General features: G+C 62.3%; 13 protein-coding genes and 1 pseudogene. 11 read left to right on the plus strand and 3 right to left on the minus strand.

All coding sequences use genetic code 11. The annotated features are described in order from the left end of the window. Positions 1 to 112: 112 nt before the first annotated feature. The 10 genes from ndk to PG899_RS18555 all read left to right on the plus strand — a co-directional run bounded on the left by ndk (position 113) and on the right by PG899_RS18555 (position 9,830). Positions 113 to 541 (plus strand): nucleoside-diphosphate kinase, encoded by a 429-nt coding sequence (gene ndk, locus PG899_RS18510; protein WP_011705641.1) that lies wholly within the window; start codon positions 113 to 115, stop codon positions 539 to 541. A gap of 168 nt (positions 542 to 709) precedes the next feature. Beyond that, positions 710 to 1,813 (plus strand): bifunctional tRNA (adenosine(37)-C2)-methyltransferase TrmG/ribosomal RNA large subunit methyltransferase RlmN, encoded by a 1,104-nt coding sequence (locus tag PG899_RS18515; protein WP_011705642.1) that lies wholly within the window; start codon positions 710 to 712, stop codon positions 1,811 to 1,813. 12 nt (positions 1,814 to 1,825) lie between these two features. Further along, a complete protein-coding gene (gene tapF, locus PG899_RS18520; protein ID WP_011705643.1) occupies positions 1,826 to 2,617 on the plus strand; it encodes a PilW family type IVa pilus biogenesis/stability lipoprotein TapF in 792 nt (263 codons plus the stop codon). Continuing rightward, the gene (locus PG899_RS18525) at positions 2,607 to 3,545 is read left to right on the plus strand and encodes a RodZ domain-containing protein (RefSeq protein WP_024944078.1); all 939 of its coding nucleotides are present in this window, start codon (positions 2,607 to 2,609) and stop codon (positions 3,543 to 3,545) included. Before tapF ends, PG899_RS18525 begins: the two co-directional genes overlap by 11 nt. A gap of 10 nt (positions 3,546 to 3,555) precedes the next feature. Next, positions 3,556 to 4,671, plus strand: coding sequence for a flavodoxin-dependent (E)-4-hydroxy-3-methylbut-2-enyl-diphosphate synthase (gene ispG, locus PG899_RS18530; RefSeq protein WP_016350405.1), 1,116 nt, complete (start codon positions 3,556 to 3,558; stop codon positions 4,669 to 4,671). 138 nt (positions 4,672 to 4,809) lie between these two features. Then, positions 4,810 to 6,087, plus strand: coding sequence for a histidine--tRNA ligase (hisS, locus tag PG899_RS18535; RefSeq protein ID WP_011705646.1), 1,278 nt, complete (start codon positions 4,810 to 4,812; stop codon positions 6,085 to 6,087). A 3-nt stretch (positions 6,088 to 6,090) separates the two neighbouring features. Next, complete coding sequence (locus PG899_RS18540; RefSeq protein WP_011705647.1) at positions 6,091 to 6,741, plus strand: YfgM family protein; 651 nt, start codon at positions 6,091 to 6,093, stop codon at positions 6,739 to 6,741. Next, a complete protein-coding gene (gene bamB / locus PG899_RS18545; protein ID WP_024944077.1) occupies positions 6,734 to 7,918 on the plus strand; it encodes an outer membrane protein assembly factor BamB in 1,185 nt (394 codons plus the stop codon). The genes PG899_RS18540 and bamB overlap by 8 nt, the downstream gene beginning before the upstream one ends. 74 nt (positions 7,919 to 7,992) lie before the next feature. Further along, positions 7,993 to 9,492: a ribosome biogenesis GTPase Der gene (gene der / locus PG899_RS18550; RefSeq protein ID WP_017410211.1), complete on the plus strand. Its 1,500-nt coding sequence runs from the start codon at positions 7,993 to 7,995 to the stop codon at positions 9,490 to 9,492. Positions 9,493 to 9,596: 104 nt separating this feature from the next. Beyond that, positions 9,597 to 9,830, plus strand: a complete 234-nt coding sequence (locus PG899_RS18555) for a zinc ribbon domain-containing protein (protein WP_011705650.1) — start codon at positions 9,597 to 9,599, stop codon at positions 9,828 to 9,830. Positions 9,831 to 10,188: 358 nt separating this feature from the next. Here the strand turns inward: PG899_RS18555 and mltF are convergent, their stop codons facing one another. Continuing rightward, complete coding sequence (gene mltF / locus PG899_RS18560) at positions 10,189 to 11,679, minus strand: membrane-bound lytic murein transglycosylase MltF (protein ID WP_041216325.1); 1,491 nt, start codon at positions 11,677 to 11,679, stop codon at positions 10,189 to 10,191. 149 nt (positions 11,680 to 11,828) lie between these two features. On the opposite strand from mltF, the gene purL reads away from it, so the two are divergent. Continuing rightward, complete coding sequence (gene purL, locus PG899_RS18565) at positions 11,829 to 15,734, plus strand: phosphoribosylformylglycinamidine synthase (protein WP_024944075.1); 3,906 nt, start codon at positions 11,829 to 11,831, stop codon at positions 15,732 to 15,734. Between the two features lie 59 nt (positions 15,735 to 15,793). On the opposite strand, the gene PG899_RS18570 is transcribed toward purL, so the two are convergent. Together PG899_RS18570 and PG899_RS18575 are read right to left on the minus strand one after the other, a co-directional pair. After that, a complete protein-coding gene (locus PG899_RS18570) occupies positions 15,794 to 17,320 on the minus strand; it encodes an HD domain-containing phosphohydrolase (RefSeq protein ID WP_270697538.1) in 1,527 nt (508 codons plus the stop codon). A 15-nt stretch (positions 17,321 to 17,335) separates the two neighbouring features. Then, positions 17,336 to 18,103: pseudogene (locus tag PG899_RS18575) on the minus strand (HD-GYP domain-containing protein); the annotation flags it as partial. Positions 18,104 to 18,173 lie beyond the last annotated feature (70 nt).

The raw sequence follows: 18,173 nt of genomic DNA on the forward strand, positions 1-18,173 counted from the left end.
TTTGTTTAATAAAAAGTTGCTTTTCTGTGTGTTATTTCGCTTTTTGTTTACGTATAATCGCCGCCGAACATGGATTCTAACAATAAATCTCTGTAGTTAAGGAAAGATCTCAATGGCCATCGAACGTACCTTCTCCATCATCAAGCCGGATGCCGTCAGCAAGAACCTGATCGGTGCCATCTACAACCGTTTCGAGAGCGCTGGCCTGAAAGTCATCGCCGCAAAAATGCTGCACATGAGCAGCGAGCAAGCCGCCGGTTTCTATGCCGAGCACCAGGGCAAGCCTTTCTATGACGGTCTGGTCAGCTTCATGACCTCCGGCCCTGTTATGATCCAGGTGCTGGAAGGCGAAGAGGCCATCCGTCGCCACCGTGAAATCATGGGCGCCACCAACCCGAAAGAGGCCCTTGCCGGCACCCTGCGCGCCTGCTTCGCCGAGAGTATCGACCGCAACGCCGTGCACGGCTCCGATGCACCGGCCTCCGCTGCCCGTGAAATCGCCTACTTCTTCTCCGACGCCGAGATTTGCCCTCGCGGCTGATTTCTGTCGAAAGAACCCCAAGGGAGCCTCGGCTCCCTTTTGTTTTTTGGTCATTCGGTCAATATCCACTTATTCTCCAGGTGGAAAGCCGGACCCATAATTTGTACAATGCCGCCCCCTGACGTAGGTCAGCCGATAATTTATGAAGTGTGTGAGCTGAGGCCCTTGATGAGCGAAACAAAAACCAACCTGCTGGATCTTGATCGAGATGCCATGCGCGCCTTCTTCGTCGAACTGGGCGAGAAGCCGTTTCGGGCAGATCAGGTGATGAAGTGGATCTATCACTTTGGTTGTGATGATTTCGATCAGATGAACAACGTCAACAAGGTGCTGCGCGAGCGCCTCAAGGCGATCGCCGAGATCCGGGCGCCGGAAGTGAGCCGCGAACAGCGCTCCTCCGACGGCACCATCAAGTGGGCGCTGCAGGTTGGCGGTCAGGAGGTGGAGACCGTCTACATTCCGGAAGAGGATCGGGCGACCCTGTGCGTCTCCTCCCAGGTAGGCTGCGCCCTGGAGTGCAAGTTCTGCTCTACCGCCCAGCAAGGCTTCAACCGCAACCTGAAAGTTTCCGAGATCATCGGCCAGGTATGGCGCGCTGCCAAGATCGTCGGCGGCAAGCGTCCCATCACCAACGTGGTGATGATGGGGATGGGTGAGCCGCTGCTCAACCTCGCCAACGTGGTACCGGCCATGCGCCTGATGATGGACGACTTTGGCTACGGCATCTCCAAGCGCCGGGTGACCATCTCCACCTCCGGCGTGGTGCCGGCGCTGGACATGCTGGGCGACCAGATTGACGTCGCCCTGGCTATCTCCCTGCACGCACCCAACGACAAGCTGCGCTCCGAGATCATGCCGATCAACGACAAGTACAACATCGAGGAGTTCCTCGCCGGTGTTCGTCGCTACCTCGGCAAGTCCAACGCCAACGGCGGCCGGGTGACCGTGGAATATGTGCTGCTCGATCATATCAATGACGACATGCAGCACGCCCACGAGCTGGCCAAGGTGCTCAAGGATACCCCGAGCAAGATCAACCTGATCCCTTTCAACCCCTTCCCGGGCAACCCCTATGGCAAGCCGAGCAACAGCCGTATCGACCGTTTTTCCAAGGTATTGATGGAGTACGGCTTCACCGTCATCGTGCGCAAGACCCGTGGCGACGACATCGATGCGGCCTGCGGCCAGCTGGTGGGGGAGGTGATCGATCGCACCAAGCGCACCATGAAAAATCGGATGCAACAGGATGGGATTTCCGTCAAAATGGTTTAACTTGCTAAGCCATTGTATAGTCAGGGAATGGATACACGTACATTGATCGTAGTGGCAGCGCTCTGCGCGCTGCCAGGTTGTGTTACCGAGACCACTTACGCTGGCCAGAATTCCACCCAGCGTGAAGTGGGGCCCGATCTCAAGGCGGCAGCCCAGACCCGCCTGGATCTGGGTATTCAGTATCTGCAACAGGGCAACGCCGAGCAGGCCAAGTTCAACCTTGACCGCGCGCTGCAGTATGACCCTGCCAACCCTCAGGTTTACGTCGGTTTTGCCTACTTCTACCAGCAGGTGGAAGATTTCAAGGCGGCCGAAGAGAGCTACAAGAAAGCCCTTGCCATGGATCCGTCCAATGCTGACGCGATGAACAACTATGGCGCCTTCCTTTGCAATCGTGGTCGCTTCGACGAGGCGGAAAAGGCCTTCCTGCAGGCCGTCAGCCAGCCCAACTACATCAAGATTGCCGATACCTATGAAAACGCGGCACTTTGCGCCGCGCAAAATCGCAGAAATGATAAAGCAAGCGAGTATTATCGCTTGGCCTTGGGGTATAATCCCCGCAATCCAAGGTTATTGCTGGACATGGCGGAGCTTTCCATGAAAGATGGCAAGCTGCCTGATGTGCAGGCCTATCTCGCCCGTTTTGCCGATGTGTCAGACGAGAACGAGAACAGTCTCTGGTTGAGATTGCGGCTGGCGCAGGCCATGGACAAACCGGCACTACTTCACCAATTCGGGACTGAGCTGGTAAGGCAATATCCCACTTCGCAACAAGCCAAGCGTTACTTAGCCAATGACTACTGAACAGCCACACGATTTTCAAGACGACTCCCAGGCAGTTGGCCCAGGCCAGCTGCTGCGCAACGCCCGTGAACAGCTCGGCTGGACACGAGAACAGGTTGCGTCTCGCATTCACCTTCGTCTGACTCTGATTGCCGCGATCGAATCGGATACGTATGACAAGCATACGTCCCATACCTTCATTCGCGGCTATCTGCGTACTTATGCCAAGCTGGTCGGTATCCCGGAAGAGACCATCCTCGCGGCTTATGACAAGCTGGGGCTGACTCCGCCCGACAACATCGACATGCAGAGCTTCTCTCGTCGCTCCCGTCAGCAGGCCAACGACAGCCGCCTCAAGGTTGTCACCTGGCTGGTGATCCTGGTGCTGATCGCGCTCTCCGTCGCTTGGTGGTGGCAGAGCACGGCGCGTCGCTCCGCCGGTGACGAGGCCCTGGCCGCGACTGAAATGGGCGCAACCAGCAACACCCCGAGCGCCACCGTGCCGCCGGCGGTGGACGTGGCTGACCCTGTGGTTGCTCCGGCAACTTCCGCTGCGGCCGCGACCTCGGTTGACCCCGTGGCGAGCGCCGCCGCGACCACGCTGCCGGTCGATGCCAGCAGCGCCGTGGCGACCACGGCTGTTGCGACCTCTGCCGCCACAGTCACGCAACCGGCTGCCGACACCGCCGCGAGCGAGCCGGCCAAGGTGCCCCAGCTGAAGATGAGCTTCACCGCCGACTGCTGGCTGGATGTCAAGGATGCCAAGGGCAAGACCCTGTTCAGCGGCCTCAAGAAGGCCAATGACGAACTGGTACTGGAAGGACCCGAGCCGCTCAAATTCATCATTGGTGCGCCCATGGCCGTCAATATCGAATATCAGGGCAAGTCCATCGACATGAGCCGTTACAACAACGGCCGGACTGCTCGCCTCTCACTGCCGCAGGAGTAATCTGTCCGCCATGTCCGCTCACGAATCTCCCATCATTCGTCGTAAATCCAGGCAGATCATGGTTGGTAATGTACCGGTTGGGGGCGATGCCCCCATCACGGTGCAGACCATGACCAACACCAAGACCACGGACGTGGCCGCCACCGTCGAGCAGATCCAGCGGATCGAGCGGGTTGGCGCCGACATCGTGCGGGTCTCGGTTCCCACCATGGAAGCGGCGGAAGCCTTCAAGCTCATCAAGCAGCAGACCCGCATTCCCATCGTCGCCGATATCCACTTCGACTACCGCATCGCCCTGAAAGTGGCCGAATACGGTGCCGATTGCCTGCGCATCAACCCAGGCAACATCGGCAACGAGGAGCGGGTACGTGCCGTGGTCGACTGCGCCCGTCACTACAACATCCCGATCCGCATCGGCGTCAACGGCGGCTCGCTGGAGAAAGACATTCAGGAGAAGTACGGTGAACCGACCCCGGAGGCGCTGCTTGAGTCAGCCATGCGCCACGTGGACTATCTGGATCGCCTGAACTTCGACAACTTCAAGGTGAGCGTCAAGGCGTCCGACGTCTTCCTGGCCGTCGGCGCCTATCGCCTGCTGGCCAAGCAGATTGAACAGCCGCTGCATTTGGGCATCACCGAGGCGGGCGGTTTTCGCGCCGGCGCGGTGAAGTCCGCCATCGGTCTTGGCATGCTGCTGAGCGAAGGCATCGGCGACACCCTGCGCATCTCGCTGGCCGCCGATCCGGTGGAAGAGATCAAGGTGGGTTTCGACATCCTGAAATCTCTGCGCATCCGTTCCCGCGGCATCAACTTCATCGCCTGTCCCTCCTGCTCCCGCCAGGAGTTCGACGTCATCGGCACGGTCAACGCCCTGGAAGAACGGCTGGAAGACATCATCACCCCGATGGATGTCTCCATCATCGGCTGCGTGGTGAACGGCCCGGGCGAGGCGCTGGTCTCGGATCTGGGTCTGGCGGGGGCGGCCAACAAGAGCGCCTTCTACGAGGGTGGTCAGCGGGTGGACCGGCTCGACAACAAGGATCTCATCCCGACCCTGGAGCGCCGCATTCGCGCCCGGGCCGCCATGCTGGATCCGGCCAACCAGATCCAGGTGGACGAGGGTTGAGCAACCAAGGGCCACTCAGGGTGGCCCTGTCTTTAGGTTGCTGATTTTACATCCCGCATTGGAATACCCTGATTTTACCTCGGGGTCGAAAATCCCTATAATGCGGCCAAATTTTACCTCTTTTTCTCGAGTATCAACGTGGCAAAACAGATCCAAGCTATTCGCGGTATGAATGATTGCCTGCCGGAGCAGAGCCCGGTATGGCAGAAAGTAGAACAGATCCTGCGCCAGGTCGTGGCCAGCTATGGCTACAGCGAAGTGCGCATGCCGATTGTCGAGCAGACCCATCTGTTCAAGCGCGCCATCGGTGAAGTGACCGACGTGGTCGAAAAAGAGATGTACACCTTTGAAGACCGCAACGGCGACAGCCTGAGTCTGCGCCCGGAAGGCACCGCCAGCTGCGTGCGTGCCGGCATCGAGCACGGTCTGCTTTACAACCAGGAACGCCGGATGTGGTACATGGGCCCCATGTTCCGTCACGAGCGTCCCCAGAAGGGCCGCTATCGCCAGTTCCACCAGTTCGGGGTCGAGCTGTTCGGCATCAACGGGCCGGACATCGATGCCGAACTCATCATGCTGACCCACCGCCTGTGGCGTCTGTTCGGCATCAGCGAGCACGTGACCCTGCAGCTCAACACCCTCGGTCAGAGCAGCGAACGTGCCGCCTACCGCGATGCGCTGGTGGCCTACCTGGAGCAGTACAAAGATCAGCTGGACGAAGAGAGCCAGCGCCGCATGTACAGCAACCCGCTGCGGGTGCTGGACTCCAAGGACGAGAAGGTACAAGCCATTCTGGTGGGTGCCCCGCGCCTGTTCGATCACCTGGGTGAAGAGAGCCTGGCCCACTTCGAGGGGCTCAAGCGCCTGCTCGAATCCGCCGGCATCCAGTACGAAGTGAACGAGCGGCTGGTGCGCGGTCTCGACTACTACAACCTCACCGTGTTCGAGTGGGTCACCAACAGTCTGGGTGCTCAGGGCACCGTCTGTGCCGGTGGTCGCTACGACGGTCTGGTGGAGCAGCTGGGTGGTCAGCCGACGCCGGCTGTGGGCTTTGCCATGGGCATGGAGCGACTGGTGCTGATGCTGGAGACCCTCGAGCTCAACGGCGATATCCGCCCGGCGGTGGATGTCTACCTGGCCATGGTGGGCGAGGGCACTGAACAGGCCGGTTTCCAGCTGGCCGAGCGGCTGCGCGACGCTCTGCCTGACTTGCGCCTGATGAGCCACTGCGGCGGCGGCAACTTCAAGAAACAACTCAAGCGTGCCGACAAGAGCGGCGCGGCCATTGCCCTGATCCTTGGCGAGACCGAGGTGCAAAACGGGGAGATCACCATCAAATATCTGCGTGGCCAGGCCGAGCAACAGACCGTCACGGTCGACGCCGCCATTGCCCTGCTGGCAGCCAAAGGAGAGTAAGCTGTGGAAGTTTATACCACCGAAGAACAACAGGTTGAGGTCATCAAGAGCTGGTGGAAAGAGAACGGAACCTCGGTGATCGCAGGAACTGTTATCGGTCTGGTTGGACTCTTTGGCTGGCGCTACTACAACGAGCATCAGCAGACCAGCCAGGAGACCGCCTCCCAGGCTTACAACGAGATGGCTGCCCAGCTGGCCAAGGGCGATGCCGCCGGCTTCGAGCAGGCGCAAAGCTTCATCAGCGCCCACAAGGGTGACTCCTATGCCGAACTGGCTGCCCTGCAGCTGGCCGCCGCCGCCGTCAAGGCCGGCAAGCTGGATCTGGCCGTCGAGCAGCTGACCCAGGTGGCCACCAGCGGTGACGAGAGCATTCGTCCCATCGCCGCCCTGCGTCTGGCCCGGGTTCTGAACGATCAGGGCAAGGCTGACGAGGCGCTGGCCCAGCTTGGCAAGATCAACAACGATGCCTTCAAGGCCCAGGTCGCGGAAGTGCGCGGCGACGTGCTGCTCAAGCAGGGCAAGGCCGAAGAGGCGCGCGATGCCTATCAGGCGGCGGCCGATGCCGGCGGCCTGCAGGGCAGCGCTGAGCTCAAGCTGAAAATGGACGATCTGGCATTGCCAGCGGTGACCACGGGTGAGGCTCCGGATGCGTAATCTGTTCAAGATGGTGGTGTTGGGGGCTGCGGTCTCCTTCGCCCTGCAGGGGTGCTCCCTGTTCAGCTCGGAAGAGGATCTCAACCCGATGGCGCCGCTGCCCAAGGTCGAGTCCGCCTTCACGGCCGATACCAGCTGGTCCTCCTCGGTGGGTGACGGCATCGGCGACTTCTACTCCCAGCTCAAGCCGGTGGTGGAAGAGGAGCGCATCTATGCCGCCGCTCGCGATGGCGACGTGACCGCCTTTGACCGCGAAAGCGGCAAGGAGCTGTGGAGCGTGGATCTGGCTGACTTGCCGATCAACGCCGACAAGCGCAGCGCCCGTCTCTCCGGTGGCCTGGTATCCCGTTACGGCAAGCTGTTCTTGGGTTCCGAGAACGGGGTGGTCTATGCCCTGAACCAGGAGAACGGCGAAGTGCTGTGGCAGACTTCGGTGCCGGGGGAAGTGGTGGCGAGCCCTGCCGTCGAAGATGGCCGGGTGGTGGTGCTGACCACCTCGGGCCGCCTGGTGGCGCTCGATACCGATGAAGGCAAGCTGCAGTGGACGCTGGCGGAAGAACAGCCGCCGTTGACCCTGCGCAGTGCCGGTGCCCCCATCATCACCAACGGCGCCGTGCTGTACGGCCGCGCCGATGGCAAGGTGGGCATCGCCCTGCTCAGCAACGGTCAGCCGGTGCGTCAGTCCAAGGTCGCCGACCCGCGCGGTGCCACCGAGCTGGATCGGATGGTCGATGTGGACGCCACCCCGCTGATCGCCGGCGATGAGCTCTATGCCATCGCCTATAATGGCCAGCTGATGGCGCGCAAGCTGATGACCGGTGACGAGGTATGGAAGCGCAAGTATTCCGGCTACCGCGACATGGCGGTGACCGGCAATGCCATCGTGCTGACCGACAGCCGCAGCCACCTGTTTGCGGTCGACCGTCGCAATGGTCTCGAGCTGTGGTCCAATACCCAGCTGGAAAACCGCACCGTGACCGCCCCCGTCATCCTGGGTGACTATGTGGTGGTCGGCGATGTGGAAGGTTACCTGTATTGGCTGGATCGTACCGACGGTACCATCAAAGCCATGCAGCAGCTCGACAGCAGTGGTCTGTACGCCGCCCCCCTGGTGGACGGTGACACCCTGTATGTGCAGAGCCGTGGCGGCAAGTTGTACGCTATCAAGCGTCCCTGATCGCCCGTCAATCTGAATATCCGGCTCCTGGTCTTCGGACCCGGAGCCTTTGTCGTCTTGAGAATGAGGCTTTTATGACTCCTGTAGTAGCCCTGGTGGGCCGCCCCAACGTGGGGAAATCCACCCTGTTTAACCGCCTGACCCGTACCCGGGATGCCCTGGTGGCTGACTTCCCCGGTCTGACCCGGGACCGCAAGTACGGCCAGGCGAAGTTGGGCGAGCTGGAATTTATCGTGGTGGATACCGGTGGTATCGATGGCACCGAAGAGGGGATCGAGCTGAAGATGGCCGAACAGTCCCTGCTGGCCATCGAAGAGGCCGACGTGGTGCTGTTCATGGTGGATGCCCGTGCCGGTTTGACCGCAGCGGATCAGGCTATCGCCGAGCACCTGCGCAAGACCCACAAGAAGGTGTTTCTGGTGGCCAACAAGACCGACGGCATCGACGGTGACTCCGCCGTGTCCGAGTTCTACGGTCTGGCCCTGGGCGAGGTCTACCAGATGGCGGCTGCCCACGGTCGTGGCGTCCTGAGCCTGCTGGAGCTGGCGCTGGCCCCCCATCTGGAGACTCTGGTCGACGCCGCTGCACAAGAAACCGCGCAGGATGAGGAAGAAGAGGACTTCGACGAAGAAGCCCTGCTGCGCATGGTAGCTGCCGGTGAACTCGACACCAAGGAAGACACCAAGGAGACGCCGTTCGCCGATCTGCCCATCAAGTTTGCCATCGTCGGTCGCCCCAACGTCGGCAAATCCACCCTGACCAACCGCATGCTGGGTGAAGATCGAGTCATCGTCTATGACATGCCGGGGACTACCCGCGACTCCGTCTACATCCCGATGGAGCGTGACGAGCAGAAGTACGTCATCATCGACACCGCCGGCGTGCGTCGTCGCGGCAAGGTGCACGAGACGGTGGAGAAGTTCTCCGTCATTAAGACCTTGAAAGCCATCGAAGATGCCAACGTCTGCCTGCTGGTGATCGACGCCCAGGAGACCATCACTGATCAGGACTTGAGCATCCTCGGCTTCGTGCTCAACACCGGCCGCTCCGTGGTACTGGTGGTGAACAAGTGGGATGGGCTGGATCAGAAGGTGAAAGAGGACGTCAAGAACGAGCTGGATCGTCGTCTGGGCTTCATCGACTTCGCCCGCGTGCACTTCATCTCCGCCCTGCACGGCAGCGGGGTTGGCCACCTGTTCGAATCCATTCAGGAGGCTTACCAGTCCGCCACCCGTCGTACCAGCACCGCCATGCTGACCCGCATCATGCAGATGGCGCAGGAAGACCACCAGCCGCCGATGGTGAACGGTCGCCGGGTCAAGCTCAAATATGCCCACGCCGGTGGCTACAACCCGCCGCGCATCGTGATCCACGGCAACCAGCTCAACGACTTGCCGGATTCCTACAAGCGCTACCTCATCAACTACTTCCGCAAGTCGCTGAAGATCATGGGGACGCCGGTCCGGGTCGAGTTCCAGGAGTCTGCCAACCCGTTCGAGGGCAAGAAAAATACCCTGACCCTGAGCCAGGAGCGTCAACGCAAGCGCCTGCTCAAGGCCAAAGCCAAGAAATAAGGCCCAGCGGCTGCCCTCACCGGCAGCCGTTTTTTCTAGGGCCAAGGGGAGGGGAATGTGCAGTGGGTGGGCCCACCGCACATTCACTTTGCGAGGAGCCAACCATGAGCCACCTTCACTGCCCTGCCTGTCAGGGCGAGCTGGACAGTCGCAGCCGCGAGACCACCTGCAGCCAGTGCCAGGCCCGTTTCCAGATCCGGGCCCTCTGCCCGACCTGCCGGCAGGAGCTGGAGCGGCTCAAGGCCTGCGGCGCGGTGGATTACTTCTGCAATCACTGCAACAGCCTGGTATCGAAGCGGGCAGTGGTCTTTGAGGTGAGCCCGCTGGCGGGGAATTGAGGCGATAAAAAACCCGGCAATTGCCGGGTTTATGCTGTGTGTTCTGCTATCAGCAAGGTGAAGGAGCGGTTTCGGCGCCATATCTTGCGTTTGATGTCATTGAGCTTGAGTTTGCGTCTGGGGCTCCAGCCGCACTTTGCTTTTCTGACCAGTGTCGTTCTTCTGCGAGCTCGCATCTTGGTCTCCTCCCATTGGGTGGCCATCCCGGCCTTGGGTGATGATGGGAGCCTATCTGAAAGTGCTGTCATCCCGAGTGCAAGTGAATGAAATAGCGCGATAAAAACAATTTCGGATAGGCTCCGGTATGGTCGGATGGTAACAGAGAAACCACCCGAAAAACAAACCTGTCAACAAGGGATCAGCGCAGGGTGATCTGCTTGACCACTTCGGCGATGACGGTGGGGCGCTCGGCACTGGGCGGCTCGCTGCTGTCGTCATCGTCTAGCTCTTCACGGCGGTGGGCTTTCTGCTGCTCGTTGTCGAGCCAGAGCAGGCTCTGGTAGTACTGGCGCACGTTGTTGACGTAGTTGCGCGCCTCGCCGCCACGGGCATAGCCGTAGCGTACCTTGCGATGCCAGCGCGACTGCTGCAGCAGCGGCAGCACCTCTTTCACGTCGCTCCAGGCATCGGGATTCTTGCCGAGCTCCTTGGTCAGGCGGCGGGCATCCATCATGTGGCCGTAACCGATGTTGTAGGCGGTGAGGGCAAACCACACCTTCTCGTCATCGGGCACCGAGGCGGGCACCTTCTCCATCATCTGCTCCAGATAACGGGCGCCGCCCTTGATGCTCTCCTCCGGGTGCAGCCGGTTGTTGACCCCCATCGCCTTGGCGGTGGGTTCGGTCAGCATCATCATGCCGCGCACTCCGGTGTAGGAGCGCGCCTCCGGATCCCAGTGGGATTCCTGATAGCTGATGGCGGCCAGCAGGCGCCAGTCCACCACGTTGGCGTGGGTCTTGAACAGATCCTGATACTTGGGCAGCAGGCTCTTGGCCCGCTGCAGGAAGGTGCGGGTGTCGACGAAGTCGAAATTCTGCACGTGGCCGAAGTACTTCTCGTCGAGCTTGGCGATGGCGCCGTCCATGAAGCGCTGGCCGAAGAAGTCGATGATGCTGGCGTAGAGGCTGTCGTCCGGCAGCTTGGTCATGGCCCAGGCCACGGTCTGGTTCTTGGCCAGGGTCATCCCCTCGGTGAGCTCGGGGTAGTAGCGCTGGGTGCGGGCCAGCACGGTATCCTGCACCACCGTGTAGTCAATCTTGCCGTCGGCCACCTGCTTGAGCAGCTCCTCCACGTCGGCATCCCGATTGGTGCTCCACTTCAGGTTGGGGTACTGCTTGGCGAGCTCCTTGAGCAGGTCTTCGCCGGTGGAACCGGCCGGCACCACTATGTTGCCCTTGAGATCGCCGATGTCCTTGGGCTTGGGAGAACCGTTGCGATAGACCAGCTTGGGGGAGACCTGATAGAAGCCGGGGCCGAAGCGAAAGAGCTGGCGCCGCTCCGGGGTGACCACGATGGCGGCGGCAGCCAGATCCAGCTTGCCCTTTTTCAGCAGTTCCACCAGTTCGGCGGTGGAGTAGACCGGCACTATGGTCAGCTTGACCCCCAGCCAGTCGGCATAACTCTGCGCCAGCTCGTAATCGAACCCCTGGGCGGTGTCGTCACGCTGGTAATAAGAGGTGGGGCCGTAGATGGTGCCAACCCGGATCTCGCCTCGCTGGCGGATCTGCTCCAGCTGGCTGGAGGGGGTGTAGAAGTCGCAACCGACCAGGGTCAGCAGCAACGTCAGCCCGATAAACAGTCGAAAAATGCAGCGCAAGTAGGTGAGTACCCTTGTTGAAAAAATCGGCATTTGTCAAAAAAGAGGCACCTTTATACCAGAGAGTGTGCACCGAGTCACACTGGGCAAAACAAGAAAAACGTTTGTCCGGCATGGGCCTGATCCCTATAATACGCGCGTCTCAATTCCCCCCCACTTCAACACTTGGTGAGAAAGGTCATATGGATATCTTGCGTGGTGCCCCCGCACTGTCTGAGTTTCGTGTCCAAAAACTGCTGCAACGCTTCGCGCAGATGAAACAGGAGAGAGGAGTAGAGATAGAGGATGTCTATGCCGAATACGTGCACTTTGCCGAGCTCTCGAGCCCGCTGTCGCCCCCGGAGCGAGCGACCTTGGGCCAGCTCCTGCGCTACGGCCCGACCATCCCCGAACACACCCCCAGCGGTCAGCTGTTTCTCGTTACCCCCCGCCCCGGCACTATCTCCCCCTGGTCTTCCAAAGCAACCGACATCGCCCACAACTGCGGCCTGAATCAGGTCAAGCGGCTCGAACGCGGCATCGCCTATTACGTGCAGGCCAAGGGTGAGCTGAGCGCCGCCCAGCGTGCCGACGTGGCCGCCGTGCTGCACGACCGCATGATGGAGACGGTGTTTGGCGAGATGAACGAGGCCTCCGCCCTGTTTGCCCATCATGAGCCGCGTCCCTTCACCCAGGTGGATGTGCTGGGCGGTGGTCGCGCCGCGCTGGCCGAGGCCAACGTGGCGCTCGGTCTGGCGCTGGCCGACGACGAGATAGACTACCTGGTGGAGAATTTCACCCGGCTGGGCCGCAACCCCAACGACATCGAGCTCTACATGTTTGCCCAGGCAAACTCCGAGCACTGCCGCCACAAGATTTTCAACGCCGACTGGACCATCGACGGTGAGCAGCAGCCCAAGTCGCTGTTCAAGATGATCAAGAACACCTTCGAGCAGACGCCGGATCATGTCCTGTCTGCCTATAAAGACAACGCTGCGGTGATGGAAGGGAGCCAGGGTGGCCGCTTCTTCCCGAGCCCGGCCAGCGGCGAGTATCACTATCATCAGGAGCGCGTCGACATCCTGATGAAGGTGGAGACCCACAACCACCCGACTGCCATCTCCCCCTTCCCGGGCGCCGCCACCGGCTCCGGCGGCGAAATTCGCGATGAGGGTGCCACCGGTCGCGGCGCCAAGCCCAAGGCGGGTCTGGTGGGCTTCTCGGTCTCCAACCTGCGCATCCCCGGCTTCGAGCAGCCCTGGGAGCAGGATTTCGGCAAACCGAGCCGCATCGTCAGCGCGTTTGACATCATGCAGGAGGGGCCGCTCGGCGGCGCCGCCTTCAACAACGAGTTCGGCCGTCCGGCCATTCTCGGCTACTTCCGTACCTTCGAAGAGCAGGTGCCGAGCCACAACGGCGTCGAGGTGCGCGGCTACCACAAGCCCATCATGCTGGCCGGCGGTATCGGCAACATCCGCAGCGAGCACGTCCAGAAAGGGGAGATCCCGGTGGGGGCTGCCCTCATCGTGCTGGGCGGCCCGGCCATGAACATCGGTCTGGGCGGCGGTGCCGCATCAAGCATGGCCTCCGGCCAGTCGGCCGAAGATCTCGATTTTGCCTCGGTGCAGCGCGACAACCCCGAGATGGAGCGCCGTTGCCAGGAGGTGATCGACCGCTGCTGGCAGCTGGGGGACGACAACCCCATCGTCTTCATCCACGACGTGGGGGCCGGTGGCCTCTCCAATGCCATGCCGGAGCTGGTGAGCGACGGCGAGCGCGGCGGTCGTTTCTCCTTACGCGCCATTCCGAACGACGAGCCGGGCATGAGCCCGCTCGAGATCTGGTGCAACGAATCCCAGGAGCGTTACGTGCTGGCGGTGGCCAAGGAGAAGCTGCCGCTGTTCAAGGCGCTGTGCGAGCGCGAGCGCGCCCCCTATGCCGTCATCGGCAGCGCCACCGAAGAGAAGCATCTCACTCTCTCGGATGAGCACTTTGACAACCACCCCATCGATCTGCCGCTGGATGTGCTGCTGGGCAAGACTCCCAAGATGCACCGCGAGGTTGCAAGCCTGCCGGCGCAGGGCAAGCCGCTGGCGCTCGATGGCATCACCCTGGGCGAGGCTGCCGAACGGGTACTGCGTCTGCCCACCGTGGCGGAGAAGTCCTTCCTCATCACCATCGGCGATCGCAGCGTGACCGGTCTGGTCAACCGCGACCAGATGGTCGGCCCCTGGCAGATCCCGGTGGCTGACTGCGCCGTCACCGCCGCCACCTACGACAGCTACCACGGCGAAGCCATGTCGATGGGCGAGCGCACCCCGGTGGCGCTGCTCTCCCACGCCGCCTCCGCTCGCATGGCGGTGGCGGAAGCACTCACCAACCTGGCGCCGGCCCACATCGGCTCGCTCAAGCGGGTCAAGCTCTCCGCCAACTGGATGGCGGCCGCCGGTCACCCGGGCGAAGATGCCGGCCTCTACGAGGCGGTCAAAGCGGTGGGCGAGGAGCTCTGCCCGGCCCTTGGCATCACCATCCCGGTGGGCAAGGACTCCATGTCCATGAAGACCCGCTGGCAGCAGGATGGCAAGGAGCACAGCGTCACCTCGCCGCTCTCCCTGCTCATCTCGGCCTTTGCCAGAGTCGAGGACGTGCGCAATACCGTCACGCCGCAGCTGCGTACCGATCTCGGTGAGACCGACCTTATCCTCATCGACCTTGGCAATGGCAAGCAGCGCCTCGGCGCCTCCGCCCTGGCCCAGGTCTATCGCCAGCTGGGTGACAAGGCACCGGATCTGGACAACCCGGTCCAGCTCAAGGGCTTCTTCAACGCCATCCAGGCGCTGGTGAGCGATCGCAAACTCGTCGCCTACCACGACCGATCCGACGGCGGCCTGTTCGTCACCCTGGTGGAGATGGCCTTCGCCGGTCACTGCGGTCTCGACCTGCAGCTGGATCGCATCGGCGGTGAGCTGCTGCCGGCACTGTTCAACGAAGAGCTGGGCGCCGTCATCCAGGTGCGCCGTGAAGACAAGGAGGCGGTGATGACTCTGCTGGCCGGTCACGGTCTGGCGGCTTGCTCCCATGTGCTCGGCACGGTGCGCGAGGGGGATCTCATCACCCTGCAGCGGGCCGGTCAGGAGGTTTACCGCGCCAGCCGTACCGCTCTGCGTACCATCTGGGGCGAGACCAGCTGGCAGATGCAGCGCCTGCGCGACAACCCGGAGTGCGCGGATCAGGAGCATGCCGCCCGTCAGGACGCAGCCGATCCTGGCCTGCAGGCCAAGCTCAGCTTCAACCCGGCCGAGGACGTGGCAGCACCCTACATTGCCCGCGGGGTCTCCCCCCGTCTGGCGGTGCTGCGCGAGCAGGGTGTCAACTCCCACGTGGAGATGGCGGCGGCGTTTGACCGCGCCGGCTTTGCGGCGGTGGACGTGCACATGAGCGACATCCTCGAGGGGCGCATCAAGCTGGATGCGTTCCAGAGCCTGGTGGCCTGTGGCGGCTTCTCCTACGGCGACGTGCTGGGGGCGGGTGAAGGCTGGGCCAAGTCCATCCTGTTCAACGACGGCGCTCGCGAGCAGTTCCAGCGCTTCTTCGAGCGCGGCGACACCCTCTCTCTGGGTGTGTGCAACGGTTGCCAGATGATGTCCAACCTGCGCGAGCTGATCCCGGGTGCCGATCTGTGGCCACGCTTCGTGCGCAACCGCTCCGAGCGCTTCGAGGCCCGCTTCAGCCTGGTGGAAGTGCAGGACTCCCCGTCGGCCTTCTTCGCCGGCATGGCGGGCTCGGTGATGCCGATTGCCGTCTCCCACGGGGAAGGGCGAGTGGAGGTGCGCGATGCCGCTCACCTGGCTGCGCTGCAACAGAGCGGGCTGGTGGGGCTGCGTTTCGTCGACAACCGCGGCCAGGTGACCGAGCAGTACCCGGCCAACCCGAACGGTGCACCGGCGGGTATCACCGCGGTCACCACCACGGACGGGCGCGCCACCATCATGATGCCGCACCCGGAGCGGGTGTTCCGCACCGTGGCCAACTCCTGGCACCCGGACAACTGGGGCGAGGACGGCGCCTGGATGCGGATGTTCCGCAACGCCCGGGTACGTCTGGGTTAAGCGCACATCGCAAACAAAAAACCGGCCCCTGCGGCCGGTTTTTTTATGACGGCTTGCCGCTAGAACTGGCCGTGGCCCAGCTCATGGGGGGTGAAATCCCCGCGATCGAGGATGCGCAGGCAGGCATCCACCACCGCTGCATCCAGCTTGCTGCTGCGCAGTTCGATGATGTGGGCCCTGGCCTGGGGAATGCCGAGGGCGGCGCGGTAGGGACGATCGGAAGACATGGACTCGACGATGTCGGCCACCGTGAGGATGCGGGCCTCCAGCAGGATCTGCTCGCCCTTGAGCCCCGCCGGGTAGCCGGAGCCGTCGATGAACTCGTGGTGCTGGTGGATCATCTGGGCGATGGGCCAGGGCAGGGCGATGTCCTTGAGCACCTGATAGCCAGCGCCCGGGTGCTCCTTGACCAGGTTGAACTCCTGCGGGGTCAGTCGGCCCGGTTTGGTGAGGATGTCGAGCGGCACCTGGATCTTGCCGATGTCGTGCACCATGGCCCCCAGATAGAGTCCCCGCAGCCGCTTGTCGTCCAGCTTCAGCTCGCGGCCGATGGCCAGCGCCAGGGTGGCGACATGCTTCTGGTGACCGGCGGTGTAGGGATCGCGCTGCTCCAGCACGGCGGCAATGGCACCGAGGGCATCTTCCAGCGCCAGCTCCAGCTGGCGGGCGTGCAGCACCTTGTCGCGCTGGGCGGTGAGATAGGCCTGCTGGGTCGCGCGGGCCTGCAGGCCGTAGGCAAGGTAGTCCGCCAGCTGGCTGAAGAGGTGCACCTCTTCGTCGGTGAACGGGCGGGCCTGTTCACTGTGAATGAGCAGGCCGCCATGCCCGCCGGCGTGCCACTGCAGCGGCAGCAGCAGACGGGCGCGCAGGGTGGCCGAGTGGTGCACCAGCGCGCTGGCCAGGGCTTCGTTGCACGGCGCCCCGGTGCCGATGGCCTGATGCAGGGCGGGATCCCGGGTCAGCCAGTCGTCGCTGGCAAACCAGACCGCGTTGCCCGCCTGCGCCAGCACCTGCAGGGTGTGCTGGTCACTGTTTTCCTGCAGCACGGTGACGAGGGGAAAGCGGCCGTCGAAGGTGATGGCGTCGCAGATCTCCTGCAACAGGGTCTGCTCATCATCTTGCTTGAGCATGGCGTGCTGGGCGCGGCCGATGGCCTCCAGGGTCCAGGTGTACTGCTGCAACCGCTCCTGCTGCTGCTTCTTCTCGGTGATGTCATCGAAGAAGACCCCGACGCCGACCACCTGGCCCAGCTCGTCGTGCAGGGGAAACTTGGTAGTGCTGAGCCAGCGGGCCTCACCTCCCTTGAGATAGGGTTCCTCGTGGCGCTGGGTGGTGCCACTGGCCATGACCCTGAGATCGTCATCCCGATAGCGCTTGGCCAGTTCGGCCGGGAAGAAGTCGGCATCGCACTTGCCGACCAGTTCGGCCGGGGTGAGGGCGAGATTGTCCGCCAGCAGCCGGTTGCAGGCGATGAAGACGGAGCGGGTGTCTTTGAGCAGCACCCGATAGGGCAGCTGATCCATCACCTGGCCAAGCAGGGCGGCCGTGGGCTGCGGGGGAAAGAGCGGTGCGGGTCTTGAACTCATTTCATCCAGCCTCGGTCAAAGGGGAGCAAAGCGATAACCCGCCTGCCACACGGCGAAACAGGCGCTGACCACCTGCTCGTCGTAGTGGACGCCGGCATAGCGGGTCAGTTCGGCAAAGGCATCGGTGAGGGACATGGCTCGCCGGAACGGGCGGTGGGCCGTCATGGCGGCGAGGGAGTCGGCGACCCGGATGATGCGCGCCTCCAGCGAGATAGCATCCCCCTGCAGCCCTTGCGGATAGCCGCTGCCGTCCAGATTCTCATGGTGCTGCTGCACGATGGCGGTGATGGGCCAGGGGAAGTCTATCTGCTGCAGGATTTCACACCCCGCCTGCGGGTGCTGCTTGATGAGCTCGAACTCCACCTCCCTCAGTGCGCGGGGGCGGGTGAGGATCTCCGCCGGGATCTGCAACAGGCCGATGTTGTGCACCATGGCGGCGAGGCCCAGCCCGTCGAGGCGTTCTTGGGAAAGTTGCAGATGCTGGCCGATGGCCAGTGCGAGATCGTGCACGCGCCGCTCGTGGCCCGCAGTGCCGGGATCCTTGTGGGCGATGGCGGAGGAGAGAGCCGCTATGGTCTGGAACAGCAGAGTGCGTTGCTGCTGCTCGCTCTCCTTGATATGGGTGATGTCGACCAGGGCACCGATGATGCCGGCCACCTCACCCTGATGGTCGTAGAAGAGATCCTTGAAGTTGAGCACCTGATAGCGGTGGCCGCTGCGATCGAACAGGGTGTGCTCGAAATATTGCGGCTGCCTGCTGCGCAGCACCTCCAGGTCTGTCTCTTGATCAGATCTTGATCCCCTGCGCCATCAGATCCTTGGCGGCAAGAAAACCCTCCATTTTACTTTGCAG

The organism is Aeromonas sp. QDB39 (assembly GCF_027707585.1).
Taxonomy (GTDB): Bacteria; Pseudomonadota; Gammaproteobacteria; order Enterobacterales; family Aeromonadaceae; genus Aeromonas; species Aeromonas hydrophila.